The following is a 26,403-nucleotide window of genomic DNA, read 5'->3' as shown; positions in this document are numbered from 1 at the left end:
CGAGTCGTGCGTCAGTCCTCGCCGCCGGACAGGACCGACTTCGCCTTCGACCACCAGCCGGCGCGCTTGGGCCGGTTCGGGTCGGGAGGGGTCAGCACGACGGTCACAGGCTCCGTGCGAGCCTCGTCCTCGGCCGGGGCCGCCTCGACGGCGCCGTCCGCCCGAGCGGGTGCCTCGGCGACGGGCGCCTCGGCCGCCGGCTCCGCGACGGCCTCGGCCTCCGCCTCGCCCTTGCGCGGACGGCGCTTGCGCGGGGCACGCGCCTTCTTCGGCTTCTCCTCGGCCGGCGCTTCGGCGACCTCCGGTGCGGCCGGGGCCTCCTCGGCGACGGTCGCGGCGCTCACGGTCTCCTCCGCGGCGACGGCGGCGGCGAAGGCCGGCTCGGTGACGGCGGGCTCGGTGACGGCCACCGGCGCCTCGCTCGCCTCCTCCGCATCGGCCTCTGCGCCCTCGGCCTCGTCGCCGCCCGGGAGCACGTCGCGGCGATCGCGACGGCCGCCGCGACGGCCACGACGGCGGCGTCCGTCACGCCGGGCCTCGCCCTCGGCGCTCTCCTCGCGCTCGGGGGCGGCGGCCTCGACGCCCTGCGCCTCCTCCGTCTCCTCGCCCTCGTCCGTGTCGTCGTCGCGACCCTCGTCCTCGCGGCGGTCGCCGGCCTCCCAGCCCTCGCGCGCCTCGCCGTTGCCGCGCCCGCGGCGGCGGCGCCGGCGGCGGCGCTTGCGGCCGTCGCCCGATGCCTCGCGCTCCTCGCGCTCGGGCTTCTCCTCCGGCTCCTCGGCCTCCTCGGCCTCGGCCTCGGCTTCCACCTCGGCCTCGGACTCCTCGATCTCGATCGTGCGCACGGCCTCGGCCTTGACGCCGGTGGCGCGAGCGGGGGTGCCCACGGCGGGCTCGCCCTTGTCGATGGCGTAGGCGGTCGCGCTCTCCAGCGTCTCGTCGACGACGATGGTGATCGTCACGCCGAAGCGCTCCTCGAGCTCGCGGAGGTGCACGCGCTTCTGGTTCAGGACGTAGAAGGCGACCGCGAAGTGGGTGCGGACGTCGAGGTTGTGCGTCGCGCCCTTGAGCAGCGTCTCCTCGATGCCGCGCACCAGCGACAGCGCCACCGACGGCGTGGCGCGCACGAAGCCGGAGCCCGCGCAGGTGGGGCAGATCACCGAGGAGGATTCGAGCACGCCCGTGCGCATGCGCTGGCGCGACATCTCGAGCAGGCCGAAGGACGAGATCCGGCCGATCTGGATGCGCGCCCGGTCGGTCTTGAGCGCATCCTTGAGCCGCTTCTCGACCGCGCGGTTGTTGCGCTTCTCCTCCATGTCGATGAAGTCGATGACGATCAGGCCCGCGAGGTCGCGCAGCCTGAGCTGGCGCGCCACCTCGTCGGCGGCCTCGAGGTTCGTCTTGAGCGCGGTGTCCTCGATGTTGTGCTCGCGCGTGGAGCGGCCCGAGTTCACGTCGATCGAGACCAGCGCCTCGGTCGGGTTGATCACCAGGTAGCCGCCGGACTTGAGCGAGACCTGGTTGGAGAACATCGCGTCGAGCTGCGCCTCGACCCCGAAGGCCGCGAACAGCGGCGTCGGGTCCTTGTAGGCCTTCACTGCCTTGGCATGGCTCGGCATGAGCATGCGCATGAAGTCCTTGGCCTCGCGGTAGCCGTCGTCGCCCGCGACGATGACCTCGTCGATGTCCTTGTTGTAGAGGTCGCGGATGGCGCGCTTGATCAGCGAGCCCTCCTCGTAGACCAGCGAGGGCGCCGTCGAGGTGAGCGTCTGCTCGCGCACGCTCTCCCAGGCGCGCATCAGGTACTCGAAGTCGCGCTTGATCTCGACCTTGGTGCGCGAGGCGCCGGCCGTGCGCAGGATGACGCCCATGCCCTCCGGCACCTCGAGATCCTGGGCGATCGTCTTGAGGCGCTTGCGGTCGTCGGCGCTCGTGATCTTGCGCGAGATGCCGCCGCCGCGGGCGGTGTTGGGCATCAGCACCGAGTAGCGGCCGGCGAGGGAGAGATAGGTGGTGAGCGCCGCGCCCTTGGTGCCGCGCTCCTCCTTGACGACCTGGACGAGCAGGATCTGGCGGCGCTTGATCACCTCCTGGATCTTGTACTGCCGACGCGGGGCGCGCGAGCGCTCGGGCATCTCCTCGAGCGCGTCGCCGCCGAGCTGCTCGACGTTGTCCTCGTCCTCGCCGCCTTCCTCGTTCTCGTCGGAGGCGTCCTCGGACGTGCTCTCGTCGCCCTTGGCCTTGCGGGAGCGCGAGCGACGCTTGGAGCGCTTCTCCTCCTCGCTCTCGCGCTCGCGCTCGGCCTTGGCCTCGTCCTCGATCAGCGCCTGCCGGTCGGCGACGGGGATCTGGTAGTAGTCCGGGTGGATCTCGCTGAAGGCGAGGAAGCCGTGCCGGTTGCCGCCGTACTCGACGAAGGCGGCCTGGAGGGACGGCTCGACCCGGGTGACCTTCGCCAGGTAGATGTTACCGCGCAGCTGCCTGCGGTTGGCGGACTCGTAGTCGAACTCCTCGACCTTCGATCCGCGGACGACCACGACCCGGGTCTCTTCCGGGTGCGAGGCGTCGATCAGCATCTTGTTCGCCATGGAAAACTCTCGACATGGCGCCGGCCGCCGCGTCGCCTCCCCGCGATCGCGCCGCCGGGCGCGCGCGGAGGCGCGGCATCCGGAGGGTCGGGGCGGGGGAGGGGGACGTCGGGCCGTGCGCCGCTGGGCGCCCCGACGGGGCGCGCGTGGGTTGGGATGTTCGGGTGGATCTGGAATCGAGCGTCGCGTGCGCCGAGCCGGCCTCGCCCATCGCGGGGAGCGACGCGTCGGCGGCAGTGCGCGCGGGGATGAGCACGACGACGAGAGGGAGATCCGTCCTCGCGCGTGCGTCCATGCCCGATGTTCCTCTTCGAATTCGATGGGCCGGACCATGCCGGTCATCGCGCTGGCGGCGCGGCTCGCGCCGCGCCCTTGCGACCGCCGTCCGGATCTCGGTTTCCCGGATCTCGGTGTCTGGCGCTCCGCTCCGCGAAGGGCCTCGGCGCGCCGGCGGAGGGCGACGAGGCCGGCTCCGCGCGACGCCGCCGGATTCGGCAAAGCCGGACGGGGTCTCTTCCATTACCGAGAAGGCGCCGCCTTTGGCAAGACGGCAGACACCTGTTGCACGAAAATCACGCGGGAGACGCGCGCAACCGCGCTGCGCAAGGAACCGTTAACCACGGAGCGCCTATCGGGTAGGACGGCGTGGCCGCCGCCGACGACGACTCGGCGGCGCGTCCAATCCTGGGAGAAGGCGATGCGCGTGGCGCGGCCGGGAGCACGGGTCTGCACGAGCGCCGGGGCTTTCCGCGAGCCGCGGGCCTCCGGCGTGCGCGCGGCGGCCTGCGTCCCCGCGATCCTCCCCATGGTCGTCCTCGCCGTCCTCGCGTTCTGTGCCGCCGTCCTCGCGCCCGTCTCCGCCCGCGCGGCGGACGTCGTCGCCATCGCCGCCGCGATCGAGGACGCCGGTGCCGAGACCCTCCTCGTCTTCACGCTGAGCGCCCCCGTCGAGCCGCGGGTCTTCGCCATCGACCGGCCCGAGCGCATCGTCGTCGACCTGCCGAGGGTGAACTTCCAGATCCCGGCGGAGGAGGGCGCGCGCGCCGGCGGGCTCGTCGCATCCATGCGCTGGGGCCTCTTCGCGCCGGACCGCGCGCGGGTGGTGATCGCGCTCGCCGGCCCCGCGACGGTCACGGACGTAACGGTGTCGGCGCGTGACGACGGCGCCCACCTCCTCACCCTCACCCTCGCCGCGGTCCGTACGGACGCCTTCGCGGCGCGCGTCGCCACCGACGCGGACGCGTTCCGCATGGCGTCGCTGCGCCCCGCCATCGCGCCGGAGCCGGCGCCCGCCGACGCGCGCCCCACGATCGTGATCGACCCCGGGCACGGCGGCATCGATCCGGGCGCGATCGCCGCCGGCGGCGTCGAGGAGGCGGACATCGTGCTCGCCTTCGCCATCCGCCTGCGCGAGCGCCTCGCCGAGAGCGGGCGCTTCCGCGTGCTGATGACCCGCGAGACGGACGTGTTCGTGCCGCTGACCGAGCGCGTCGGCTTCGCCCGGCGCGCGCAGGCCGACCTGTTCGTCTCGATCCACGCCGATTCGATCTCGTCTGCCCCGCAGGTCAGCGGGCTCACCGTCTACACCAATTCCGACGAGGCCTCCGACCGCGAATCGGCGACCCTGGCCGCTCGCGAGAACAGCGCCGACGCGCTGGCGGGGTTCGAGACGCAGGAGGCGCGCGACGAGGTCGCCGACATCCTGCGCGATCTCGCCGCGCGCGAGACGCGGGGCTACTCGCACGTCTTCGCGACGACGCTCGTCGACGGTATGGACGGCGTGGCGCGCCTCAACAAGAACCCGCACCGGCAGGCGGGCTTCGTCGTGCTGCGCGCCCACGACGTGCCGTCCGTCCTCGTCGAGCTCGGCTATCTGTCGAGCCGGAGCGACATCGCGCTGCTCACCTCGCAGGAGTGGAAGGATCGCGCCACGGCCGCGATGACCGCGTCGATCGACCGGTTCTTCGCGCCGCGACTGGGCGACAGGGCCGATGCCGCCGCAGTTTCACCATAGATCGCTGGTCTTTCGGGCCGCGATCGAAGGCGCGTGGCCGCGGCGATTCCGCCGCGCGGCCCGATGGGGTAGTCTTCGCGAGATCGGCCGGCGCGTCCTGCGGCGCGGGCCCTGACGGATCGGATCCTGCATGCGCATCGTCCTGCGATTCTTCGGCGTCCTGTTCAGCGCGGGCTTCGTCGCGTTCCTGGTCGGCGCGGCCGCGCTCGCCGTCGGCTACCTGCACTTCTCGAGCGACCTGCCGGACCACGCCCAGCTCGCGCAGTACGAGCCCGCCGTCATGAGCCGCGTCCACGCCGCGGACGGCACGCTCGTCGCGGAATACGCCAACGAGCGCCGGCTCTACCTGCCGATCGGCACGATCCCGCGCCAGCTGATCAACGCCTTCCTGTCGGCCGAGGACAAGAATTTCTACACGCATCTGGGCATCGACCCGGAGGGCATCGCCCGCGCCGTGGTGACGAACCTCAGCACCGGCACGACCCAGGGCGCCTCGACCATCACCCAGCAGGTGGCCAAGAACTTCCTGCTCTCGAGCGAGCAGACCTACGAGCGCAAGATCCGCGAGGCGCTGATCGCGCTCAGGATGGAGGCGGCGTTCACCAAGGACCAGATCCTCGAGCTCTACCTCAACGAGATCTTCCTCGGCACCATCGTCCCGGGGCGCAACCTGCACGGCGTCGCGGCGGCCGCGCTCGACTATTTCGACAAGTCCGTGCACGAGCTCACGCTCGCCGAATCGGCCTACCTCGCGGCGCTGCCGAAGGCGCCCAACAACTACCACCCGTTCCGCCAGCGCGACGCCGCGATCGGCCGGCGCAACTGGGTGATCGACCGCATGCTCGACAACGGCTTCGTCACGCAGGCCGAGGCCGATGCGGCGAAGGCCGAGCCGCTCGAGGTGACGACGCGCCGGATCTCGCCGAACCTGCTCGGCGCGGGCTATTTCGTCGAGGAGGCGCGGCGCCAGATCGCCTCGCGCTACGGCGACGAGGCGCTCTACGAGGGCGGCCTGTCGATCCGTACCACCCTCGACCCGCAGATGCAGGCGATGGCGCGCAAGGCGCTCATCGACGGCCTCGTGCGCTACGACGAGGAGCGCGGTGGCTGGCGCGGGCCGGTCGAGACGCTCGATCTCGCGGCGGCGGCGGACTGGGGCGTGGCGCTCGCCGGCGTGCGCCCGCTCGCCGACGTGCAGCCCTGGGAGCTCGCCGTCGTGCTGGAGATCGGCGACGGCCGCGCCACGGTCGGCCTGCGGCCGGAGGTCGACATCGCCGGCGCTGTCGACCCCGCGCGGACCACGGGGACGCTGAATGCCGAGGGGGCGCGCTGGACCGGGCAATCGGTGGACGGCGCGCTCGACGTCGGCGACGTCGTCTACGTGGAGCGCCAGGGGGCGGGCGACTACCGCCTGCGCCAGGTGCCCCAGGTCTCCGGCGCGATCGTCGCGATGGACCCGCACACCGGGCGCGTGAAGGCGATGGTCGGCGGCTTCTCCTACGACCAGAGCGAGTTCAACCGCGCGACCCAGGCGCTGCGCCAGCCGGGCTCCTCGTTCAAGCCCTTCGTCTACGCGGCGGCGCTCGACAACGGCTACACGCCGTCCTCGATCGTGCTCGACGAGCCCATCACGATCCAGGCCGCCGGCGCCGAGGTGTGGTCCCCGACGAACTACGACGGCCGCCCCGCCGGCCCGCGCACCCTGCGCTACGGCATCGAGCGCTCGAAGAACCTGATGACGGTGCGGCTCGCGCAGGACGTGGGCATGCCCCTCGTCGTCGAGTACGCGCGCCGCTTCGGCGTCGTCGACGACATGCTGCCCGTGCTCTCGATGTCGCTCGGCGCCGGCGAGACCACGGTGCTGCGCATGGTCACCGGCTACTCGATGTTCGTGAACGGCGGCAAGCGCATCCGCCCGACGCTGATCGACCGCATCCAGGACCGGCAGGGCGAGACGATCTTCCGTCACGACACGCGCGACTGCGTCGGCTGTGAGGCGCAGGGCTGGCAGGGCCAGGACGAGCCGCAGCTCGTCGACGATCGCGAGCAGGTGCTCGACCCGCTCACCGCCTACCAGATCACCTCGATGCTGGAGGGCGTGGTGGAACGCGGCACGGCGACCTCGCTGAGGCGCGTCGGCAAGCCGCTCGCGGGCAAGACCGGGACGACGAACGAGGCGAAGGACGTGTGGTTCGTCGGCTTCTCCCCGGATCTCGCCGTGGGCGTCTACATCGGCTTCGATCAGCCGCGCCCGCTCGGCCGCGGCGTGACCGGCGGCGGATACGCGGCGCCGATCTTCGGCGACTTCATGGAGATGGCGCTCGCCGACGAGCCGGCGACGCCGTTCCGTGTGCCGCCCGGCATCAAGCTCATCCCGGTGAATGCCGGAAGCGGGCTGCGCGCCGGCGCGGGCGAGGGCAACGTCATCCTCGAGGCCTTCAAGCCGGGTACCGCGCCGCCGGACAACTACGCCATCGTCGGCTACGGCCCGGACGGCGGCGACGGCACGCTCGTGCCGCCGGACGCGCTCCAGGCGATCGGCGGGGGGACCGGCGGGCTCTACTGACGCCCGCCGATCGGCGGGCTCAGCCCAGCACCTCGCGTACGGCGCCCGCCGTCGCCGCCACGATCGTGTCGGCCTCCTCGCGAGTGAGGCACAGCGGCGGGGCGAAGCCGAGGATGTCGCCCTGCGGCATGGCGCGGGCGATCACGCCGCGCGCCGCGAGGGCGGCGGCGACCTGGGCACCGACCTTCGCCTGCGGGTCGAAGAAGGCGCGGCGCTCCTTGTCCGCGACGAATTCCACCGCTGCCAGCAGCCCGTCGCCGCGCACCTCGCCCACCTTGGCGTGCCCCGAGAGCGCCTCGGCGAGCGCGCCGCGGAAATGCGCGCCCACGGTGCGCGCGTTCTCGACGAGGCCGAGCTCGTCGATGAGCGCGAGGTTCGCCACGCCCGCGGCGGCGCAGAGCGGATGGGCGGAATAGGTCCAGCCGTGGCCGATCGGCCCCATCGCGTCCGAGCCCTGCACGAGGACGTCCCACATCTCCTGCCCGACGATCGAGCCCGAGAGCGGCGCGTAGGCGGAGGTGAGGCCCTTGGCGATGGTGATCAGGTCCGGCCGCATGCCGTAGTGCTCGGAGCCGAACATCGTCCCGAGCCGCCCGAACCCGGTCACCACCTCGTCCGCGATGAGCAGGATGTCGTGACGCTGGAGGATCGGCCCGATCTTCTCCCAGTAGCCCTTCGGCGGGGGCACGATGCCGCCGGTGCCGAGCAGCGGCTCGCCGATGAAGGCGGCGATCGTCTCGGGCCCCTCGCGCTCGATCAGCGCCTCGAGCTCGGCGGCGCAGAAGTCGGAGAAGTCCTCCTCGGTCATCGCGAGGTCCGGCCGCCGGAAGAAGTAGGGGGCCTGCGTGTGCAGGATCGGCGCCATCGGCAGGTCGAAGGCCTTGTGGAAGAGATCGAGGCCCGTCAGCGAGCCGGTCATCACCCCCGAGCCGTGGTAGCCGCGCCAGCGCGAGACGATCTTCTTCTTCTGCGGCCGGCCGCGGACGTTGTTGTAGTACCAGACGAGCTTGATGTTGGTCTCGTTCGCGTCGGAGCCCGACAGGCCGAAATAGACCCGGCTCATGTGCGCCGGCGCGCGCTCGACGATCATCTTGGCGAGCCGGATCGCGGCTTCCGAGCCGTGGCCGACATAGGCGTGGTAGTAGGCGAGCTCGTGCGCCTGGCGGGAGATCGCCTCGGCGATCTCGGTGCGGCCGTAGCCGACGTTGACGCAATAGAGGCCGGCGAAGGCGTCGAGCGAGCGCCTGCCGTCGCGGTCGACGATGGTGCAGCCCTCGCCGCCCACGACGATGCGGTTCGGGCTCTCGCCGCGGGCGTGCTGGCCCATGTGCGTCGAGGGATGGAAGAAGTGGTCGCGGTCCCAGGCGGCGAGCTGGTTGTCGTGGGCGTTCATGGGGGGTCTCCTGAAGCGATGATCGTCGTGCGCGCGGCGGCTCGTCAGCCGAGGTCGATGCAGGCGTATTTCAGCTCGGTGAAGGCCTCGAGCCCCGCTCGGGCGCCCTCGCGGCCGAGCCCGGACTGCCTGACGCCGCCGAAGGGGATCGGCGCGCCGGTGATCGAGACGCGGTTGACCGCGACCATGCCGGCCCGCAGCGCCCGCGTCACCCGCAGCGCCCGGCCGACGTCACGGGTGACGACGTAGGCGACGAGGCCGTACTCGGACGCGTTCGCCCGGGCGACGACCTCCGCCTCGTCGCGGAAGGAGGTCACGGCGGCGACCGGCCCGAACGTCTCCTCGCGCATGATCAGCGCGTCGTCGGGGACGTCCGCGACGAGGGTCGGCGCGACGAAGCAGCCGCCGCGCGGGTGCGGCGTCCCTCCGACGAGGACGCGCGCGCCGTGGGCGCGGGCGTCGGCGACCTGGGCGGCGATCTTCTCGACGGCGCGGGCGTGCATCATCGGGCCGATCTCGACGCCCGGCTCGAGCCCCGGGCCGACGACGAGCGCGGCGATCCGCTCGGCGAAGCGGGCGAGGAAGCGCGCCTCGAGCGTCTCGTGCACGTAGATCCGGTTGGCGGCGAGGCAGTCCTGGCCGGACGTCGCGAACTTCGCGTCCATCGCGATCGCGACCGCGCGCTCGACGTCGGCGTCCTCGAAGACGATCAGCGGCGCGTGGCCGCCGAGCTCCATCACGAGGCACTTCATCGTCGGCGCGCAGCGCGCGGCGATGCGCCGGCCGATCTCGGTCGAGCCCGTGAAGCTCAGCGCGTCGACGCGCACGTCGTCCGAGAGCCGGCCGACGATGGTCTCGGCGTCGCCCGTGACCACGTTGAGGACGCCGGCGGGAAGCCCCGCGCGCTCGGCGAGCTCCGCCAGCGCCAGCGCGGAGAAGGGCGCGTGGTGCGAGGGATGGGCCACGATCGTGCAGCCGGCGGCGAGGGCGGCGGCGGCCTTGCGGGTGAGCATGGCCGCCGGGAAGTTCCAGGGTGTCACCACCGCGACGACGCCGACCGGCTCGCGCGTGACGATCGTGTGCGCGTCGGGCTTGTGGCTCGCGAGCGTCTCCGCGCCCATGCGCTCGCCCTCCGCCGCGTACCAGTCGACGAAGGAGGCGGCGTAGTCGATCTCGCCGCGCGCCTCGGCCAGCGGCTTGCCCTGCTCGAGCGTCATCAGGAGGGCGAGGTCCTCCTTCGCTTCGAGGATCAGGCGGTGCCAGGCGCGCAGGCGATCGCCGCGCTCGCGGGGCAGGAGGGCGGCCCAGGCCGGCTGCGCGGCGTTTGCCGCCGCGACGGCGGAGCCGGTCTCCTCGGCATCCAGGGCGGTCACCCAGCCGAGCCAGGCGCCGCCTGCGGGATCCGTGACGGCGAAGCCCTCCCCGGCCGCGCCGGCGACCCAGCGGCCGTTCACGTAGGAGAGCTCGCGCACGAGGCGCTTGTCGGCGAGCGTGGCGAGCGCGGGATGACGGTCCGGGCGCGAGACGTGCGCGGTCATGGGAGCCTCCTCGTCGGGTCGTGCGGCATGGCGCTGGAGATGGCCCCATGCTAGCCGCGCGACCGGGAGAGGGAGGCCGTTCGCGGCCCGGGCACGAGAGGGATGGTCTCGCGTTCACGGCCGCCGGAGAGAGAGTCTCTCCCGCGCGCCTCAGCGCCCGCCGCGCGGCACGAGCGGCTTGCCGACCTGGGCTGCGGACCCGGCGGCATCGGCCGAATCGTGCACGATCTCCGCGCCGGTCGGCGTCCCGCGCCCGGTGCGCGCCTCCTCGCCGGTCGCGCCCGGCTCCCGGTGGTCGGGCATCGACTGCGCGTGGGCGACGGCCTCGTCGCCGAGGCTCGTCTCGCCGTCCGCCTCGCGCCGCGCGCGGGCGCGGTCGAGCCGGCTCGTGTCGCGGTCCTGCTCCGGGACGGGGCGGTCTCGGTCGTGCTCGCTGTCGGGCATGTCGGGGTCCTCTCGTGAGCTCTCGTCCGGGCCGAGATCCACGGGACCAAGAGGCACCGCCCGGCTAATGTTCCGCGGCCGCGCCGTCAGGCGCGCGCCATGATCACGGCCGAGACGGCGTAGAGGACGAGGATCGTCGCCGATTCGAAGCCGATGCCGCCCGGGCCGGTCTTCTCACGGCGCACGAGCCCCATCAGCAGCACGCCGACCATGACGATCGTCGCGGCGATCACGAACGTGTCGGCGGGCGCCATCCGGTGGTAGAGCGAGCCGTCGCGATGGGCGACGTCGGCGAAGGCGAGGAAGATCGTGTCGAAGGCGTTGCCGCCGATGATGCCGCCGACGGCGAGCGTCAGCGCGCCCCGGCGCACGGCGGCAACCGAGGTGACGAGCTCGGGCAGCGACGTCGCGACCGCCGTCATCAGGCCGCCGACCGCCGTCTCGGCGAGGCCGGTGCGCTCCGCGATGGCGATGCCGGTCTGGCTGACGCCGAAGCCGGCCGCCGCGACGAAGGCGACGAGGACGCCGAACTCCGCCCACAGCCGCCCGAGCGGACGCTGCCCCTCCTGGGACTGCGCGCTCTGTTCCGCTTCCTCGTCGAGGTTCTGGGTCTCGCGCGTCATGCGCGGGAACCACATCGGCTCCTCCTTGGCGAGCTTCACGAGGCGGATGCCGTAGGCGTAGCCGAACAGGATGACGAGCGTCGCGGGGTGGATGCCGAGCAAGGTCCAGTCCGGTCCCGCGGCGGCCGCGATCGGCACGGCGAGGAGCGTGACGAGGAGCGCGCCCTGCGAGAGGTTCGCGGCGGAGGCGGCGGCGTGCTCGAGGTTAGCCCGCCGATAGAACAGGTCGGCCACAGCCAGGAACGCCGTCTGCACCGCGATCCCGCCCACCGCGTTGGCGATGGCGAGGCTCGGGTAGCCCTCCCATGCCGCCACGACCGAGGTGAGGATGCCCGGCAGCGAGGTCGAGCCGCCGAGCAGCACGGCGCCGACGAGGGCCTCCCCCCAGCCGATTCGGTCGGCCAGGACGTCCGCGCGCGCGGCGAGCAGCGTGCCGGCGACAGCGATGACGGCGGCGCTGGCGAGAAAGCCGCCGATGATCCAGGCGAGGGAGACATCGGTCAGATCGAGCACGGGTCCTCCTGAGGGGCGGCCGCGCCCGTGTGCCGTGCCGCGGCGGCCTGTGCGCCAACAGGCCCGCCACGGCGACGGTTCCGGCGCCCGTCTCGGATACGCACATCGGCGCGTGCGACGGCACGCTTGACACGCGTGCGTTCGCGGCCCGACACAGCCGAGCACCCGCCCGCGGCCGCACGCCGCCCGAGCCTCTCCGATGTCCAGCGTTCTCGCCTCGCTCGTCCCCGTCTTCCTGGTCATCGCTGCCGGCTGGCTCGCGCGGGTCACGGGGTTCGTCGAGGAGAAGCACTGGCCCGGCCTCGAGAAGGTGACCTACGTCGTCTTCTTCCCGGCGATCATCATCGCCACGCTCGCGCAGGCGGAGCTGGCGACGGTGCCCGTGGGCGGCGTCGGCGCCGCGCTCGTCGTGGCGATCTTCGTCAATGCCGGCGGGCTCCTCGCCGCGCGTCGGACGCTGGAGCGGCGCGCGGGGATCTCCGGGCCGAGCTTCACCTCCGTGTTCCAGGGCTCGACGCGCTGGAACACCTTCGTGGCGCTGGCGGTCGGGGGCAGCCTCTACGGCGAGCGCGGCCTCGCGCTGATGGCGGTCGCCATCGCCGTGATGATCCCGCTCCTCAACCTCATGGCGATCGGCATACTCGTGCGGTTCGCCGGCGGCCCTCCGCAGAGCGCCCGGCAGATCCTGCTCGCCATCGTGACGAACCCCTTCATCTGGTCCTCGGCCATCGGGGTCGCGATCAACGCGAGCGGCCTCGTCGTGCCCGCGCCGGCGCTGGACTTCGTCGAGATCCTCGGGGCGGCGGCGCTGGCGGCGGGGCTCCTCGTCGTGGGAGCGGGGCTCGACATGCGCCGCCTCGCGCGGCCGGGACGGGCGCATTGGCTCGCGATCGCGGTGAAGATGCTGCTTTTGCCGGTCGTCGCGGTCACCCTCGCGCGTCTTTTCGGCGTCTTCGGCGACGACCTCGTCGTCGTGGCGATCGCGTCGAGCGTGCCGACCGCGAGCGGCGGCTACATCCTGGCCAAGCAGATGGGCGGCGACGCGCCGTTGATGGCGGAGATCATCACGCTCCAGACGCTCGCGGCCATGTTGACGATGCCCGTCATGATCACACTGCTCGCATTGTGAGATGCGAGAAAAACGTCCTGGAGATGATCGGCTTTTTGCTGTAGCGAATAGATCGGCTCGAACAGGTTGCACGAACGCTCTGCACCTGCGTCCGTCAGCCCGGGATTGGGAATGAGCTCGGCCGATCACCACGACCACACATCCGGGACGGGCCGAGGCAGCCGAGGCGCGTCGCCGCTCTCGCGCGACGAAGCCGCGCGCTACATCGGCGCGATCACCGCCGAGCTGGGCGAGATCGCGCGCCGCTCCGACCTCGATCTCCTGGCCTACTTCCTCGAGATGGCGCGGATGGAGGCGCAGGAGCTCGTGAAGGCGGAGCGTGCAGCCGAGGCCGAGGCGCGCAGGCGCCTCTGACCGGCACTCCTGCCGGCACTCCTGCCAGGATCCCCGCCAGGGCTCCCGCCGCAGCGGCGGCTCACGGTGCGAGCGAGACGCCGTTGCCGCCGTGGCGCTCGAGCCGCCCGGACAGCTCGAGCTCGGTCAGCACCCGGTTCACCGCCCCGATCGGCAGGCCGGACTGCCGGGCGAGGTCGTCGATGCCGACGGGTGCGGGCCCCAGGAGCGCGAGGAGCCGGGTCTCGGGGTCGGCTGCACCCCCGCCGGCGGTCGGCCCCTCCGGCGGCGGCTCCTCGAGATCGCTTCCGACGAGGGGCGCGCTCGGGGGAGGGGGCAGCGGAACGCCGAAATCGAGCCAGTCGAGCTCGTCCCACAGCGCCTCCGCGGCGATCGCCCCGGAGACCTCCTGCGCCTCCAGGCTCTCGATCCAGCTCGCGTCGATCAGCGGCATCAGCGCCGAGACGACGTGGTCGGCGGCGGCGCACAGGGTCGCGCCCTCGCGGATCAGCTCGTTGGCGCCCTCCGCCCGCGGATCGAGCGGCGAGCCGGGGACGGCGAAGACGAGGCGGCCTTGCTCGTTGGCGAAACGCGCCGTGATCAGCGATCCCGACCGGCGCGCCGCCTCCACGACGACGGTCCCGAGCGACAGGCCCGACACGATGCGGTTGCGGCGCGGGAAGTCGCGTGCCTTCGGCTCCCAGGCGAACGGCATCTCGGAGAGGACCGCGCCGCCCTCGTCGAGGATCCGCGCCAGCAGCGGCTCGTTCTCGGCCGGGTAGACGCGGCCGAGCCCGCCGGCGAGGACAGCGACCGTCGCTGCCGGCGCCGCGCCATGGGCGGCGGTGTCGATGCCGCGGGCGAGCCCCGAGACGATGCCGAAACCGGCGTCGGCCAGCTCGCGGGCGAGGCGTCCCGCGAAGGTGCGGCCCGCCGCGGACGCGTTGCGCGACCCGACGATCGCGACGCAGGGCGCGGCGAGCGCCTCGACGTCCCCGCGCACGCAGATCACCGGCGGGGCGGTGTCGATCGCGCGGAGCGCCTTCGGGTAGCTCGGCGCGGCGGAGGCGAGGAAGCGCGCGCCCACCGCGCGGGCCGCCTGCATCTCCCGCTCGACCTCGGCGGTGCCGGCGATCCGCAGGCGCGCGCGGCCGGACTTGCGGGCGAGGTCGGGCAGCGCCTCGAGCGCCGCCCGTGCGCCGCCGAACTGGTTGACGAGCGCGCGGAAGGTGCGCGGGCCGACGTTCTCGCTGCGGATCAGGCGCAGCCAGTCGAACAGCTGGTCGTCGCTGAAAGGTGGCGTCATTTCCCCCCGATCCTGCTCTCGGAGCCGGCGAGCAACCGTCTCAGGTTCTCGCGATGCTTCCACCAGAGCAGGATTGTGAGCAGGATTGCAAGCTGCGCCATCTGTCCCTCGCCGACGTACCACAGCGCGAGTGGTGCCGTCAGGCTGCCGACCAAGGCGGAGAGCGACGAGTACCGGGTGGTGAAGGCGACGAGAAGCCAGGCTGCGCAGAACAGGAGCCCCACCCGCCAGTCGAGCCCGAACAACACGCCGATGTAGGTCGCGACCCCCTTGCCGCCCTTGAACCCGAGCCAGACCGGGTAGCAATGGCCGAGAAAGGCGGCGAAGGCCGCGATCACGGCGGTGTTGGGCCCCCATTGCCACGCGATCAGCACGGCCACCGTGCCCTTGAGCGCATCGCCGACGAGCGTCGCCGCGGCGAGGTCCTTGCGGCCCGTGCGCAGCACGTTCGTCGTGCCGATGTTGCCCGAGCCGATGTTGCGCACGTCGCCGAGGCCCGCGGCCTTGGTGAGCAGGAGCCCGAAGGGGATCGAGCCGGCGAGGTAGCCCAGCACGAGGGCGCCGAGATAGTAGGGCCAGGCGAGGCCCCAGTTCATCGAATCGACGATCATGGGCGATCGCTCTCCGTCAAGCCGAATACGCCACGCGCCCCGCGACGAGCGTCAGGTGCACGCGTCCTTCCATGCGGGCCTCGTCGAAGGGCGAGTTCTTCGAGCGGGACCGGAGCTCGGCCTTGTCGAGCACCCAGGGCTCGTCGGGATCGAACAGGATGAGGTCGGCCGGCGCGCCGCGGGAGAGGCGGCCCTGCTCGAGGCCGAGGATCTCGGCGGGACGCGACGTCATCGCGGCGACGAGCGCCGGAAGGGAGATGCGGTCGGCATGGACGAGGCGCAGGCCCGCGGCGAGCAGGGTCTCGAGCCCGAGCGCGCCGTTCGCGGCCTCCGCGAAGGGCAGGCGCTTGGTCTCGACGTCCTGCGGGTCGTGGTCGGAGACGATCACGTCGATCGTGCCCTCGACCAGCGCCTCGATCAGCGCCTGGCGATCGTCCTCGCCACGCAAGGGTGGGGAGAGCTTGAAGAAGGTGCGGTAGCCGCCGATGTCGTTCTCGTTGAACGTCAGCGAGTTGATCGAGACGCCGCAGCTGAGGCCGATGCCCGCGTCCTTCGCGCGGCGCGCGATCTCGAGCGAATCGGGGCACGAGAGCATCGGCGCGTGCAGGCGCGAGCCCGCGAGCCGGGCGAGGCGCACGTCGCGCTCGAGCACGATCGTCTCGGCCTCCTTGGGGATGCCGAGCAGCCCGAGACGCGCGGACAGCTCGCCCTCGTTCATCACCCCGTCGCCGACGAGATCGGGGTCCTCGCAATGGTTCATGACGAGTGCGCCGACGTCGCGGGCGTAGAGCAGGGCGCGGCGCATCACGCGCGCGTTGGTCACGCAGCGCGCCCCGTCGGTGAAGGCGACGGCGCCGGCCTCGCCGAGGAGGCCGAACTCGGTCATCTCCTTGCCCTCGCGGCCCTTGGTCAGCGCGGCGGCGGGGAGGACGCGCACCACGGCCGTGTCGCGGGCGCGGCGCAGCATGTAGTCGACGATCGCCGGCTCGTCGACGGCGGGGTCGGTGTCGGGCATCGTCACGACGGTGGTCACGCCACCCGCGGCCGCGGCCTCGCTCGCCGTGGCCAGCGTCTCGCGATGCTCGGCGCCCGGCTCGCCGACGAAGGCGCGCATGTCGATGAGGCCGGGCGCCAGCACGCGCCCCTCGCAGGCGATCACCCGCGCGCCCTCCGGCGCCGGCGGCGCGGCGCCCCAGGCGACATCGGCGATGACGCCGTTCTCGACGAGGACGGAGCCGCGACCCTCCCGCAGGCGCTCGGGATCGACGAGGTGGGCGTCTTGGAGGACGAGGCTCGTCATGCGGCGCTCGGGATCTCGTCGAGGGCGTGGAAGACCCGCTTGCCGTGCGCCCGCGCGGTCGCGACCATGTCGTCGGCTCCCGCCGACCGCCCGCCGATCCGCAGCACGCCGTCGCACTTGGCGACGAGGCGGCGCGCGATCGGATGGAAGATCTCGTCGAAGACCGCGTCCCCGATGCCGGTCGAGCCCGCCCGCTCGACGAGCGGGAGCGCGTACCACTCTCCGAGCACCGGCAGGTGGCCGGCGCGGAACAGCGCCAGCGCCGTGTCGGTCATGGCGTCGACGTTCGCCTGGATCCTCGCCGGGTCGTCGCCCGTGCCGGATCGGTAGGGGCCGGCGACGAGGATCATCAGTGCAGCCATGGTCTCACCCGTTCGGCAGATGCGAGGCCAGCGCCTCGAGGACGGCCATGCGGACCGCGACGCCCATCTCCACCTGCTCGCGGATGAGCGACTGCGCGCCGTCGGCCACATCCGAGGCGATCTCGACGCCCCGGTTCATCGGGCCGGGATGCATCACGAGCGCGTCGGGGGCGGCGTGGGAGAGCTTCTCGGCGTCGAGGCCGTGGTAGCGGAAATACTCCTTCACCGAGGGCACGAAGGAGCCGTGCATGCGCTCGCGCTGGAGCCGCAGCATCATGACGATGTCGGCGCCCGCGATGCCCCGGCGCAGGTCCGAGAAGCACGGGAAGCCCAGCGCCTCGATGCCGACGGGGAGCAGCGTCGAGGGCGCGACGAGGCGCACCTTGGCGCCGAGCGCCGCGAGCAGGATCATGTTCGAGCGCGCGACCCGCGAATGCAGGATGTCCCCGCAGATCGCCACGGTGAGCCCCTGGATGCGCCCCTTGTTGCAACGGATCGTCAGCGCGTCGAGCAGCGCCTGCGTCGGGTGCTCGTGCGCGCCGTCGCCGGCGTTGACGACCGCGCAGTCGACCTTGCGGGCGAGGAGATGCACCGCGCCGGCGGAATGATGGCGCACGACGATGATGTCGGGGTGCATCGCGTTGAGCGTCGCCGCGGTGTCGACGAGCGTCTCGCCCTTCTTCACCGAGGAGGAGGCCACCGCCATGTTCATGACGTCGGCGCCCAGCCGTTTGCCGGCGAGCTCGAAGGAGGCCTGGGTGCGCGTCGAGGGCTCGAAGAACAGGTTGATCTGCGTGCGCCCCCGCAGCGTGGACTTCTTCTTCTCCACCCGCCGCGAGACCTCCACGGCCTCCTCCGCCGCGTCCAGCAACGCCTCGATGTCGAGAGGCGAGAGGCCCTCGATGCCGAGGAGATGGCGGTGCGGATAGCGGGGGCGGGCGTCGGGCATGAGAGGACGGTATAGACGCTCCGGAGGCGGGGGCAAGCGGTCGTGTGGGGCGGTGCCCTTGGAGAAGAGCACCGGGATCGCGAGCCGAGACGTCGCCGAGCCGCGGCGCGCCGGAAGGCCGGCCTCCTGTGCTGCGGGCCGCCGGAGGAACGAGAAGCCGCCTTCGCGCGTATCGCCAGACGCCTCGCTCGCGCGCTTCGAGCGGGCGCGAATCGGATCCGGCCATGCCCTGCGCGCACGTGCGACATGCACGCCAGCGCTGCGCGGCGTCATCCACTTGTCAAACATGACGGGCAGGAGTCACGATCAGGATGGCCGGGCGAGCCCGGTGCCGAGCGCGAGGGGGGCGATCCGACGATGAAGCTCATGTCCCGCACGCAGGCGCGCCTCCAGGCTCTCGTGGGCCGCGTCGACACGCGCTCGGACGCGCAGAAGATCGTCGACGCGCTCATCGCCGAGCGCGGCCAGAAGATCATGGAGGCGTGGTGGTGGCCGGCGGCGAAGCCGCTCGTCGAGGGCGTGCTGCGCTACCCCGAGGCGGTGCGCATGGCCGAGACGATCGCGCCGTTGCAGGCCGACGCCGTGTTCGAGCATCTCTCCCAGCGCCTGAAGCTCGACGTGCGCACGGCGAATGCCGACCGGCTGCCTGCCACGGGCAAGGTCGTCATCGTCTCGAATCACCCCACCGGCATCGCCGACGGCGTCGCGCTCTGGGACGCGGTGAAGAGCCGCCGGCGGGACCTGTCGATCTTCGCCAACCGCGACGCGATCCGCCTCAACCCGCGGCTCGCCGACATCATCGTGCCGGTCGAGTGGCGCTCCGCCTTCAAGACGCGGGAGAAGACCCGCGAGACGATCCGCCTCTCCACCCGCGCCTTCGACGACGAGCGCGCCGTGGTGCTGTTCCCGTCCGGACGGCTCGCCTACTGGAACGACGACGAGAAGCGGCTGTGCGAGCGCCCCTGGATGTCCTCGGCGCTGGCGCTGGCGCGCCGCTACGACGCGCCGATCGTGCCGATCCACATGGGGGCGCGCAATTCCGGCCTGTTCCACTTCCTCGCGCGCGTCTCCACCGAGCTGCGCGACATGACCGTGTTCTACGAGCTGCTCAACAAGACCGGGCGGCGCTTCGACATCCATTTCGGCAAGCCGATCGCGCCCGAGACGCTCGAGGGTCGCGACGTCCAGGTGCTCACCGAGCGGATGCGCGCGCATTGCTTCGAGACGCTGGCGCGCGACCCGGACGCGGACTTCGCGCCCTGATCCGGGTGCGTGGGCGTCAGAGCCCCCGCTTCGCCCGCGCCAGCGCGTCCCCGAACGCGTCGGCGAAGTCCGCGCGCTCGGGCGGCGAGAGCTCGCGGGCGATGACGACGCGCTCGCCGCGGGAGACGAGAGCGAGCGCCATCAGGCCGTAGTCCTCGTCGTGCTCCCGGTCGAGCCGCGTCCAGAGCGGGTTGAAGCGCCGCTCGGAATGCTCCCCGCGATGCGTCACCTTGCGGAAGAGAAGCTCGAGCGGCGTGAGAACCACCTCCTCGAAGCCCTTGGCCGAGCGGAAGCTCGCCTTGAAGGCGATGGCCAGCGCGACGAGGTCGAGGCCGAGGAAGCCGGCGACGGGCCAGGCGCCGAGGACGATGAAGGGGATGCTCGATCCCACCGCCGCGAGGCAGCACAGCACGAGCACCAGCCGCGCGCCCGAAGGCGCGAGCGAGCGGTGCGGAGTGATCCGCGCCGCGAACAGCGGCGCGGGATCGTCTGCAGGGTCTCGTCGGGTCTCGGTGTCGGCCATCGGGGGAACGCCTTGCCGTCGTCGCGGGGGAGAGTATAACGCGCGGGTCGCCGCTTGGGAGTGTGCCGTGCGCCCGAAATCGCCGGAGGAGACGGTCGCCGACGCCGCACCCGCCGACGGGAGCGGGGAGGGGCGGCCCGTTCGCGGACGGAGCGCGACGACGGCGACGGCGAAGAAGGCCTCTAAGCCGAAGCCGAAGCCGAGGACGAGCAAGCCCGCGGCCAAGTTCGCGGGCGCCATCGGCCGCAAGCCGCCCAGGCCCGTCGACGCGGAGACGCGCCGCGAGATCTTCCGCCGCCTCGCCGCCGCCGATCCCGACCCGCGCTCGGACCTCGAGTACACCAACCCCTTCACGCTCCTCGTCGCCGTCGTGCTCTCGGCCCAGGCGACGGACGCGGGCGTCAACAAGGCGACGCGCGTCCTCTTCCCGGTGGCGGACACCCCGGCCGCGATGCTGGCGCTCGGCGAGGAGGGCGTGCGCGAGCGCATCAAGACGATCGGGCTGTTCAACGCCAAGGCGAAGAACGTGATCGCGCTCTCGCGCATCCTCGTCGAGGAGCACGGCGGCGCCGTGCCGGCCGACCGGTCGGTGCTCGAGACGCTGCCCGGTGTCGGGCGCAAGACGGCGGCCGTCGTCGTGAACGTGGCCTTCGGCGAGCCGACGCTCGCCGTCGACACGCACATCTTCCGCGTCTCCCACCGCATCCCGCTCGCCTACGGGCGCGACACGGACGCGATCGAGGCCGCGCTGACCCCGCTCGTGCCGGAACCCTACCGGCGCAACGCGCATCACTGGCTGATCCTGCACGGCCGCTACGTCTGCAAGGCCAGGAAGCCCGAGTGCTGGCGCTGCGTCGTCGCCGATCTCTGCCGCTTCCCGGACAAGACGCCCGCGCCGAAGCCCGGCAAGAGCAAGCCCGGCGCCACGCCGACCATCGAGCCCGAGGAGGACCCGATCCCGTGACCCGTCCCACGATCCCGCTCGAGGAGCGCCTGATCATCGGCCTCGACGTCCCCTCCGTCGAGGAGGCCCGCGCCCTCGTGGCCCGCATCGGCGAGGCGGGGCGGTTCTACAAGATCGGCTATCGTCTCGGCTTCTCGGGCGGGCTCGGCTTCGCACGCGAGCTGGTCGACGCGGGCAAGAAGGTGTTCCTCGACTTCAAGCTCCACGACATCGCCAATACGGTCGAGGAGGGCGTCGCCGCCGTGGCGGCGATGGGAGTCGACTTCCTCACGGTGCACGCCTACCCGCAGACCATGCGCGCGGCGGTCGCCGGGCGCGGGGACGGCGGCCTGCGGATCCTCGCCGTCACCGTGCTGACCTCCTGGGACGACGCCGACCTCGCCGAGGCGGGGTTCTCCGGCGATGTCGCGAGCCTCGTTTCGCGCCGCGCCGCGCAGGCCCGGGACATCGGCATCGACGGCATCGTCGCCTCGGCGGCGGAGGCGGCGCGCCTGCGCGGCGTCGTCGGCGCGGAGATCGCGATCGTCACGCCGGGCATCCGCCCCGCGGGCGCGGAGGCGGGCGACCAGAAGCGCGTCGTGACCCCGGCGGCCGCGCTCGCCGCGGGGGCGGACCACCTCGTCGTCGCCCGCCCGATCATCCGCGCGGAGGACCCGCGTGCCGCCGCGGAAGCCGTGCTGGCGGAGATGGCGCAGGCGGTGTGAGCGTCGCCGCGGCTTGCCTTCGCGCGCCGGTCATCGGCTAGGATGCCGTATCGCGCATCGCGCCGGCATCCTAGCCCGAAACCAGGGGAGACATCATGCCCAAGGCCTATTTCATCGCCCGCGTCACCGTCACCGACCCGGAGCGTTACGCCGAGTACGCGAAGGGCGCCACCGAGGCGATCCGCAAGTATGGCGGGCGGCCGATCGTGCGCGGGGGCGCGATGAAGGTGATGGAGGGCGAGGGCCGCCCGCGCAACGTCGTCATCGAGTTCGAATCGATGGAGCAGGCCGAGCGCTACTATCACTCGCCGGAATACCAGGCGGCCAAGGCCAAGCGCGAGGGCGCCGGCATCGCCGACATGGTGATCGTCGAGGGAGCGGAGTAATGCCCAAGGGCTACTGGATCGGGCGCGTCGACGTGCGTGACGCCGACGCCTACAAGAACTACGTCGCCAAGAACGGCATCGCCTTCGCCGAGTACGGCGGGCGATTCCTCGTGCGCGGCGGCGCCTTCGAGGCCGTGAAGGGCGCGGCGCGGGCGCGCAACGTCGTCATCGAGTTCCCGAGCTACCAGGCGGCCCTCGACTGCTGGAACTCGCCCGCGTACCAGGAGGCGCTGGCCGCGCAGAAGGGCGGCGCGGACGTCGATCTCATCGTGATCGAGGGCTACGACGGGCCGCAGCCCGGTGAGGGCTGACCCCGCGCCCGGCTACCGCATCCGCCCGGCGGCGGAGCCCGACGTGCCGCTCCTGCCGGCCATCGAGGCCTCAGCCGCCACGCTGTTCGCGGAGGCCGGCGCGCCCCTGCCGGAGCCGACGGCGACGATGCCGCCGGAGGCGCTCGACCTGTGCCGGGCGTCCGGCACGCTCTGGATCGCGGCGGATGCGGCGGACACGCCCGTCGGCTTCCTCGCCGCCGGCGAGCTCGACGGCTTCCTGCACGTGCACGAGCTCTCGGTCGCCCGCGCGCACCAGCGCCGCCGGCTCGGCACGGCGTTGATGGCGGCGGCGATCGATTTCGGGCGCTGGGCCTTCGTCCCGGCGATGACGCTCACCACGGATCGCGTCCTGGCGTGGAACAAGCCGTTCTACGCCAAGCTCGGCTTTGTCGAGCTGACGATCGCCGGCCTGCCGCCGGGCCACGCCGCCAGGCATGCGAACGAGATCGCCGCGGGGCTCGATCCGGCGCGGCGCTGCGTCATGGCGAAGGTCCTCTGACGCGCGCCGGCTCCGCCCTGCGCATCGCGCGGAGCGATCCGCCGGCCTCGTGCGTTCCTCTCGCGGGGGCGTACCGGACGAGGTGGAGCGCAGGTGGTCGACGAGATCCTCTATTCGGGCGAGATTCCGCTCTGGGACGTGACGGTCCGGCTTCTGGCGGCGGCCGTCGGGGGCATGCTGCTCGGGCTCGACCGGGAGCTTCGTGGGCGCGCGACGGGGCTGCGCACGCACGGCATGGTCAGCCTTTCCTCCTGCGTCATCACGATCTCGGCCTTCCTCGTCTACGAGCAGGCGCTCGCGACGGGGGACCAGGTGACGGTCGACCCGTTGCGTGCGATCCAGGGCCTCGCCCAGGCGATCGGATTCATCGCGGCGGGCGCGATCTTCGTCTCGAAGGGCGACGTGCGCAACCTCACCTCGGCGGCGAACCTCTGGCTCGCGGCCGCCTTCGGCATCGCGCTCGGCTCGGGGCAGTACACGCTCGCGGCGGTCGCGGTCGTGTTCGGCATGATCATGATGTCGCTCGTGCGGATGATCGAGCTGAAGCTCCACCTCAAGCGGGAGCGCGACGCCGACTGAGGCGCCGCCCCGCGGATCATTCGCAGAGGCGGTAATCGTTCTTCCGCTCGCGCTGGTCGAAGTGCAGGTGGTCGTCGTGGTAGGCGTCCGCGCCGGGCCCGAGCACCGTTCGGAAATGCGCGCACGCGGCCCGGCGGATCTCGCGCTGGAAGGCGGCCTCCGGGTCCTCCTCGGCAGGGTCCTCCTCGGCGCCGCGCGGCTCCACGGGAACGGCGGTGCGTGTCTCGAAGCCGATGCCGGTGAGGTCGAGCGCGTTGGCGAAGGCGTGCTCGGAGAGCCGCGCATTCTCCGCGCGGTTTCGCCCGCGGCAGGCGTAGGAGCCCGACGTGAACAGCGTCGTCGGCCGCGTCCCGAGATGCTCGCGCGCGGCCGGCACCAGCGCCTCCTCGCTCCACCCGGCGAGCGCGCGGGCGACGGGGCACTGGACCGTCACGGCGGGCGAGAGCGCGACGGCGCCCACGGCCTCCACCAGCAGCGGGTAGGCCGCGCCGCAGCGCCCCTCGCCGTCGATCGCCGGCACCTCCTCGTAGACGACGCCGAGATCGTCGAGCTCGGCGAGGCAGGCCTCGTAGTCGGCCCGCTCGGCCGGGTCGGTATCGAGCGGCGCGCGCGGCGCGTCGGGCAGCACAGCCTCGGGCTCCTCCATCGGCGGGCGGCGCGGCGGGAGCGGCGAATCGTCGGTGCGCGCATCGAGGGCGGGGCTTTCGGCCTCGTCGTCCTCGGCGACCGCACCGGGCTCGGGCGCATCCGCCTCACCCTCCGGCGCCTCACCGTCGCGCGTCTCACCGTCCTGCGCCTCGTCCCCCGGCGCGTCGTCCTCGACGGCGGGACGCGCGATGGGAAGCGGCGGGTCCAAGTCGAGCCGTCCCAGGTTCGGCGGGCGCTCGGGCGGGCGCGGGGGCGCCTCCTGCGCGGCGACGGGCACGGCGGCGATGGTGGTCGAGAGCGCCGTCGCCAGCACGGCTCGGCGCAAGCGGCCTGCGAGGGGGCTGCTCGCGAGACGAACGACGCGGCTCATTCGACGAACGCCACCGTCGTGCCGGTCTCGACGAGGTCGGCCAGCTCCTCGGCGTCCCAGTTGGTGAGCCGCACGCAGCCGTGGCTGTACACCTTGTCGATCTCCGCCGGCGTCGGCGTCCCGTGGATGCCGTAGGTCGGCTCGCTCAGGTCGATCCACACGGACCCGACGGGGTTGTTGGGCCCGGGCGGGATCTCGAGGGGCTCGTCGTGATCGCCCTGCTGGAAGTTGACGTCGGGCCGGTAGTAGTAGACCGGATCCGTCGCCACAGCCGTGACCTCGTGCGTGCCGGAGGGGGAGGGCGTCTGCGCACTCCCGACCGTCGCGGGATGGAACAGGACGAGGTTGCCGTCCGAATCGAGCGCCCGCAGTGCGCCGTCGGAGCGGGATACCTCGATGCGCGCGATCGACGCCTCCTGCATGGGCGCGCCCGGCTGCGCGACGAGGATCTCGGTCCCCGCCCGCGAGAAGTCGGCGTCGGGGTTCATCGCGGCGAGGAGGTCCTGGTCCATGTGGAATCGCTCGGCGAGCATCTCCTGCGGGCCGCGATAGGCAAGGTGCTCCATCTCGGCGAGCTCCGCGTAGTCGTCGGGGATCTCGTCGACGAAGGGGCCTGCGACGTCCTCCTCGGTGATCGCGTAGGTCGACAGGACGGGCTCCCCGTCGCCGGCGATCAGCGCCTCGACGACCCGGGGGGCGAGCGGCGCGTCCGCGGCGAGCCCTTCACGGCGCGCGTAGGCCTCGAGCGCCTTGCTCACGTTCTCGCCGAGATAGCCGTCGATGACCCCCGGGGAGACGTCCGCGCGATCGAGCAGGACCTGGAGGCGCAGGATCAGCGGGCTGCGCTCGCCCTCCACCGGCTCGTGGCCGTCGAGACGCGCGGTCTCGACGGCGATCGGGTCGAGAGCCGGCTGGGCGGCGGCGGGCGAGACCGCGGCGGTGGCGAGCCCGATGCCCAGGGCGGCGGCGAAGCTGAGGCGGCGCATGGAAGACGCTCCCGTCGATCGTGTCGATCGTGTCGGCGAGAGCAACGCGCGGGCGCCCGGTAAGCTCCCTCGGGGCGGGGCAGCCCGCATGCGGCCCTCCGAGGCGGGACGAATCGCCGAGCTTCGCACCGGGCGCGACGTGTGATAGATGCGCCTCGCACCGCCCACGCGGCCCCGTGGCGAAACTGGTAGACGCACCGAACTTAAAATTCGGAGCCCTCGTGGCGTGCCGGTTCGAGCCCGGCCGGGGCCACCATCGCGCCGCCGCGCGTATACCTGCAATACAGGCGCGTGTCTCGCATCGTGCGCGGTGCGGCTCGATGACCGAGATCGAATAGAAATAGAACTTTCCTAAAATGCGCCGCTCTTCATACCGTAAAATTGCCCGGTACGATCCTCGCACAGTCTCTGGCCAGCGTCTTGTTCGGTTCCGTTCAGGAACAGCGAGCAAGGGACATTGACACGAGTTGACGAGGAGGCGTTTCGATATGGCGAGCTTCGAATTCGAGCGTTTAACACCGGGAGAACCATTCTCCGCCAGAGTGTCATATCGAGGCGAATGCACCGGGGGCGCATCGGTCGCGCGCAATCGGGCGCGGCGTATTCTCGCGAGGAGATCGGCAGGCGTGCGCCATAATCAGACCATTGTTCAGCTCTTTCTCGAAGGCCACGGTTCGGGAACGGCGGCGTGCGCGCGGTCGGCCGGAGCCGGCACGGACCGCCCGAACGTCCCGCCCCGCGGCGCGCCGGCCGCGGTCACCCTCCCGACCTCGCGAGGATCCGCGTAATGCAGGGACGCTCGAACGCCCCCGGAACGTCGGCCAAGCCGGCGAAGGAGCGGACGCTCCCAATAGACAAGGACGCCTTCTCGCAGCGCCTCTGGCAGGCGATCAAGCGCAGCGGCCTCACCTACAAGGAAACCGCCCGCCGGGCCCAGGAGCACCTGCCGCCGGGCATGCGCATCTCCGACGTCAGCGTCTGGTCCTACGCCAAGGGACGCAGCCTGCCGCGGCGGATGACTCACGTGGAGGCCCTCGGGCGCGTGCTCGGCGTCGAGACGCAGGACCTGCTCGGCTCCGTCGACCTGCAGGGCCCCGCAGCCTCCGCCGCCGAGGAGGCGACCGTCTCGGGCGTGCACGTCGAGGATCTCGGCGACGGGCGCGCCAGGCTCAAGATCGCCATGGCGGCGCCCTGGCCCGTCGCGCTCGAGGTCCTGCGCCTGCTCAAGGGCGAGGACAGCGATGGCGATGACGGCGACCCGAGCGACGGGGACGGGCTCGAGGGCGACGACGAGGAGGCCGGCGACGTTTGCGTCGAAAACGGCGACGAGCCTAACCGACTTTAACGACCCGGGCGCAAATCCGACGCATTCTGCCCCGACCGTCCGGCCCGCTCGTGCCGGACGGTCCGAGCGGAGACAACGAGAGCGTGGCGACGGATCTTGCGGGACACGCCCGCCGGCTGCCGAAGCGACACGCCCCGC

At 72.3% G+C, this 26,403-nt stretch carries 25 protein-coding genes and 1 tRNA gene; 13 read left to right on the top strand and 13 right to left on the bottom strand.

Features of this window, described 5'->3' with window-relative positions; translation table 11 throughout:
* Positions 1 to 11 precede the first annotated feature (11 nt).
* Positions 12 to 2,585 (bottom strand): Rne/Rng family ribonuclease, encoded by a 2,574-nt coding sequence (locus tag G407_RS0102920; RefSeq protein ID WP_029029601.1) that lies wholly within the window; start codon positions 2,583 to 2,585, stop codon positions 12 to 14.
* A gap of 697 nt (positions 2,586 to 3,282) precedes the next feature.
* Here G407_RS0102920 and G407_RS31515 point away from each other — a divergent pair.
* The gene (locus G407_RS31515) at positions 3,283 to 4,599 is read left to right on the top strand and encodes an N-acetylmuramoyl-L-alanine amidase (protein ID WP_169728757.1); all 1,317 of its coding nucleotides are present in this window, start codon (positions 3,283 to 3,285) and stop codon (positions 4,597 to 4,599) included.
* A gap of 130 nt (positions 4,600 to 4,729) precedes the next feature.
* Positions 4,730 to 7,165: a penicillin-binding protein 1A gene (locus tag G407_RS25390; protein WP_043538787.1), complete on the top strand. Its 2,436-nt coding sequence runs from the start codon at positions 4,730 to 4,732 to the stop codon at positions 7,163 to 7,165.
* A 19-nt stretch (positions 7,166 to 7,184) separates the two neighbouring features.
* On the opposite strand, the gene G407_RS0102905 is transcribed toward G407_RS25390, so the two are convergent.
* The 4 genes from G407_RS0102905 to G407_RS0102890 all read right to left on the bottom strand — a co-directional run bounded on the left by G407_RS0102905 (position 7,185) and on the right by G407_RS0102890 (position 11,676).
* Complete coding sequence (locus G407_RS0102905) at positions 7,185 to 8,558, bottom strand: aspartate aminotransferase family protein (protein WP_029029600.1); 1,374 nt, start codon at positions 8,556 to 8,558, stop codon at positions 7,185 to 7,187.
* Between the two features lie 44 nt (positions 8,559 to 8,602).
* Positions 8,603 to 10,096, bottom strand: coding sequence for an NAD-dependent succinate-semialdehyde dehydrogenase (locus G407_RS0102900; RefSeq protein WP_029029599.1), 1,494 nt, complete (start codon positions 10,094 to 10,096; stop codon positions 8,603 to 8,605).
* A gap of 150 nt (positions 10,097 to 10,246) precedes the next feature.
* Positions 10,247 to 10,540, bottom strand: coding sequence for a hypothetical protein (locus G407_RS0102895; protein ID WP_029029598.1), 294 nt, complete (start codon positions 10,538 to 10,540; stop codon positions 10,247 to 10,249).
* A gap of 86 nt (positions 10,541 to 10,626) precedes the next feature.
* Positions 10,627 to 11,676 carry a sodium:calcium antiporter gene (locus tag G407_RS0102890; RefSeq protein ID WP_029029597.1) on the bottom strand — a complete coding sequence of 350 codons (1,050 nt, stop codon included), beginning with the start codon at positions 11,674 to 11,676 and terminating at the stop codon, positions 10,627 to 10,629.
* Positions 11,677 to 11,875: 199 nt separating this feature from the next.
* On the opposite strand from G407_RS0102890, the gene G407_RS0102885 reads away from it, so the two are divergent.
* Together G407_RS0102885 and G407_RS25385 are read left to right on the top strand one after the other, a co-directional pair.
* Entirely contained in the window at positions 11,876 to 12,805 is a 930-nt protein-coding gene (locus tag G407_RS0102885) for an AEC family transporter (RefSeq protein ID WP_029029596.1), read from the top strand.
* Positions 12,806 to 12,916: 111 nt separating this feature from the next.
* Positions 12,917 to 13,159: a hypothetical protein gene (locus G407_RS25385; protein ID WP_043538785.1), complete on the top strand. Its 243-nt coding sequence runs from the start codon at positions 12,917 to 12,919 to the stop codon at positions 13,157 to 13,159.
* A 61-nt stretch (positions 13,160 to 13,220) separates the two neighbouring features.
* On the opposite strand, the gene dprA is transcribed toward G407_RS25385, so the two are convergent.
* From dprA to G407_RS0102855, 5 genes are read right to left on the bottom strand one after another with little or no spacing between them, the layout of a single operon-like run.
* Entirely contained in the window at positions 13,221 to 14,444 is a 1,224-nt protein-coding gene (gene dprA, locus G407_RS0102875; protein ID WP_029029595.1) for a DNA-processing protein DprA, read from the bottom strand.
* Positions 14,441 to 15,055, bottom strand: coding sequence for a glycerol-3-phosphate 1-O-acyltransferase PlsY (plsY, locus tag G407_RS0102870; RefSeq protein WP_210163065.1), 615 nt, complete (start codon positions 15,053 to 15,055; stop codon positions 14,441 to 14,443). Before plsY ends, dprA begins: the two co-directional genes overlap by 4 nt.
* Positions 15,056 to 15,071: 16 nt before the next feature.
* Entirely contained in the window at positions 15,072 to 16,355 is a 1,284-nt protein-coding gene (locus G407_RS0102865; protein ID WP_029029593.1) for a dihydroorotase, read from the bottom strand.
* Complete coding sequence (locus G407_RS0102860; protein WP_210163066.1) at positions 16,352 to 16,708, bottom strand: DUF4406 domain-containing protein; 357 nt, start codon at positions 16,706 to 16,708, stop codon at positions 16,352 to 16,354. The genes G407_RS0102865 and G407_RS0102860 overlap by 4 nt, the downstream gene beginning before the upstream one ends.
* 13 nt (positions 16,709 to 16,721) lie before the next feature.
* Positions 16,722 to 17,666 (bottom strand): aspartate carbamoyltransferase catalytic subunit, encoded by a 945-nt coding sequence (locus G407_RS0102855; protein WP_029029591.1) that lies wholly within the window; start codon positions 17,664 to 17,666, stop codon positions 16,722 to 16,724.
* 357 nt (positions 17,667 to 18,023) lie between these two features.
* Between G407_RS0102855 and G407_RS25380 the strand changes: the two genes are divergently transcribed.
* Positions 18,024 to 18,929 (top strand): 1-acyl-sn-glycerol-3-phosphate acyltransferase, encoded by a 906-nt coding sequence (locus G407_RS25380; RefSeq protein ID WP_156917453.1) that lies wholly within the window; start codon positions 18,024 to 18,026, stop codon positions 18,927 to 18,929.
* Positions 18,930 to 18,945: 16 nt separating this feature from the next.
* Here the strand turns inward: G407_RS25380 and G407_RS0102845 are convergent, their stop codons facing one another.
* Positions 18,946 to 19,452 (bottom strand): DUF2244 domain-containing protein, encoded by a 507-nt coding sequence (locus G407_RS0102845; RefSeq protein WP_029029590.1) that lies wholly within the window; start codon positions 19,450 to 19,452, stop codon positions 18,946 to 18,948.
* Between the two features lie 67 nt (positions 19,453 to 19,519).
* Between G407_RS0102845 and nth the strand changes: the two genes are divergently transcribed.
* The 6 genes from nth to G407_RS0102815 all read left to right on the top strand — a co-directional run bounded on the left by nth (position 19,520) and on the right by G407_RS0102815 (position 22,916).
* Positions 19,520 to 20,416 (top strand): endonuclease III, encoded by an 897-nt coding sequence (gene nth, locus G407_RS25375; protein WP_084327237.1) that lies wholly within the window; start codon positions 19,520 to 19,522, stop codon positions 20,414 to 20,416.
* Positions 20,413 to 21,120 (top strand): orotidine-5'-phosphate decarboxylase, encoded by a 708-nt coding sequence (pyrF, locus tag G407_RS0102835; protein ID WP_029029589.1) that lies wholly within the window; start codon positions 20,413 to 20,415, stop codon positions 21,118 to 21,120. The genes nth and pyrF overlap by 4 nt, the downstream gene beginning before the upstream one ends.
* Before the next feature lie 95 nt (positions 21,121 to 21,215).
* Positions 21,216 to 21,506 carry a DUF1330 domain-containing protein gene (locus G407_RS0102830; protein ID WP_029029588.1) on the top strand — a complete coding sequence of 97 codons (291 nt, stop codon included), beginning with the start codon at positions 21,216 to 21,218 and terminating at the stop codon, positions 21,504 to 21,506.
* On the top strand, positions 21,506 to 21,817 hold the full coding sequence (locus tag G407_RS0102825; RefSeq protein WP_029029587.1) for a DUF1330 domain-containing protein: 312 nt from the start codon (positions 21,506 to 21,508) through the stop codon (positions 21,815 to 21,817). The genes G407_RS0102830 and G407_RS0102825 overlap by 1 nt, the downstream gene beginning before the upstream one ends.
* Positions 21,807 to 22,337 carry a GNAT family N-acetyltransferase gene (locus tag G407_RS0102820; RefSeq protein WP_084327235.1) on the top strand — a complete coding sequence of 177 codons (531 nt, stop codon included), beginning with the start codon at positions 21,807 to 21,809 and terminating at the stop codon, positions 22,335 to 22,337. Before G407_RS0102825 ends, G407_RS0102820 begins: the two co-directional genes overlap by 11 nt.
* A gap of 93 nt (positions 22,338 to 22,430) precedes the next feature.
* Positions 22,431 to 22,916 (top strand): MgtC/SapB family protein, encoded by a 486-nt coding sequence (locus tag G407_RS0102815; RefSeq protein ID WP_245259010.1) that lies wholly within the window; start codon positions 22,431 to 22,433, stop codon positions 22,914 to 22,916.
* 16 nt (positions 22,917 to 22,932) lie between these two features.
* Here the strand turns inward: G407_RS0102815 and G407_RS0102810 are convergent, their stop codons facing one another.
* Both G407_RS0102810 and G407_RS0102805 read right to left on the bottom strand, forming a co-directional pair.
* Positions 22,933 to 23,934 carry an extensin family protein gene (locus tag G407_RS0102810; RefSeq protein WP_084327233.1) on the bottom strand — a complete coding sequence of 334 codons (1,002 nt, stop codon included), beginning with the start codon at positions 23,932 to 23,934 and terminating at the stop codon, positions 22,933 to 22,935.
* Complete coding sequence (locus G407_RS0102805; RefSeq protein ID WP_029029583.1) at positions 23,931 to 24,920, bottom strand: L,D-transpeptidase family protein; 990 nt, start codon at positions 24,918 to 24,920, stop codon at positions 23,931 to 23,933. Before G407_RS0102805 ends, G407_RS0102810 begins: the two co-directional genes overlap by 4 nt.
* 170 nt (positions 24,921 to 25,090) lie before the next feature.
* On the opposite strand from G407_RS0102805, the gene G407_RS0102800 reads away from it, so the two are divergent.
* Positions 25,091 to 25,176, top strand: a tRNA-Leu gene (locus tag G407_RS0102800).
* Positions 25,177 to 25,707: 531 nt separating this feature from the next.
* Complete coding sequence (locus tag G407_RS0102795; protein ID WP_029029582.1) at positions 25,708 to 26,265, top strand: hypothetical protein; 558 nt, start codon at positions 25,708 to 25,710, stop codon at positions 26,263 to 26,265.
* Positions 26,266 to 26,403 lie beyond the last annotated feature (138 nt).

The organism is Salinarimonas rosea DSM 21201, assembly GCF_000429045.1.
GTDB classification, from domain to species: Bacteria; Pseudomonadota; Alphaproteobacteria; order Rhizobiales; family Beijerinckiaceae; genus Salinarimonas; species Salinarimonas rosea.
This window is presented reverse-complemented; position numbering and strand designations above follow the sequence as displayed.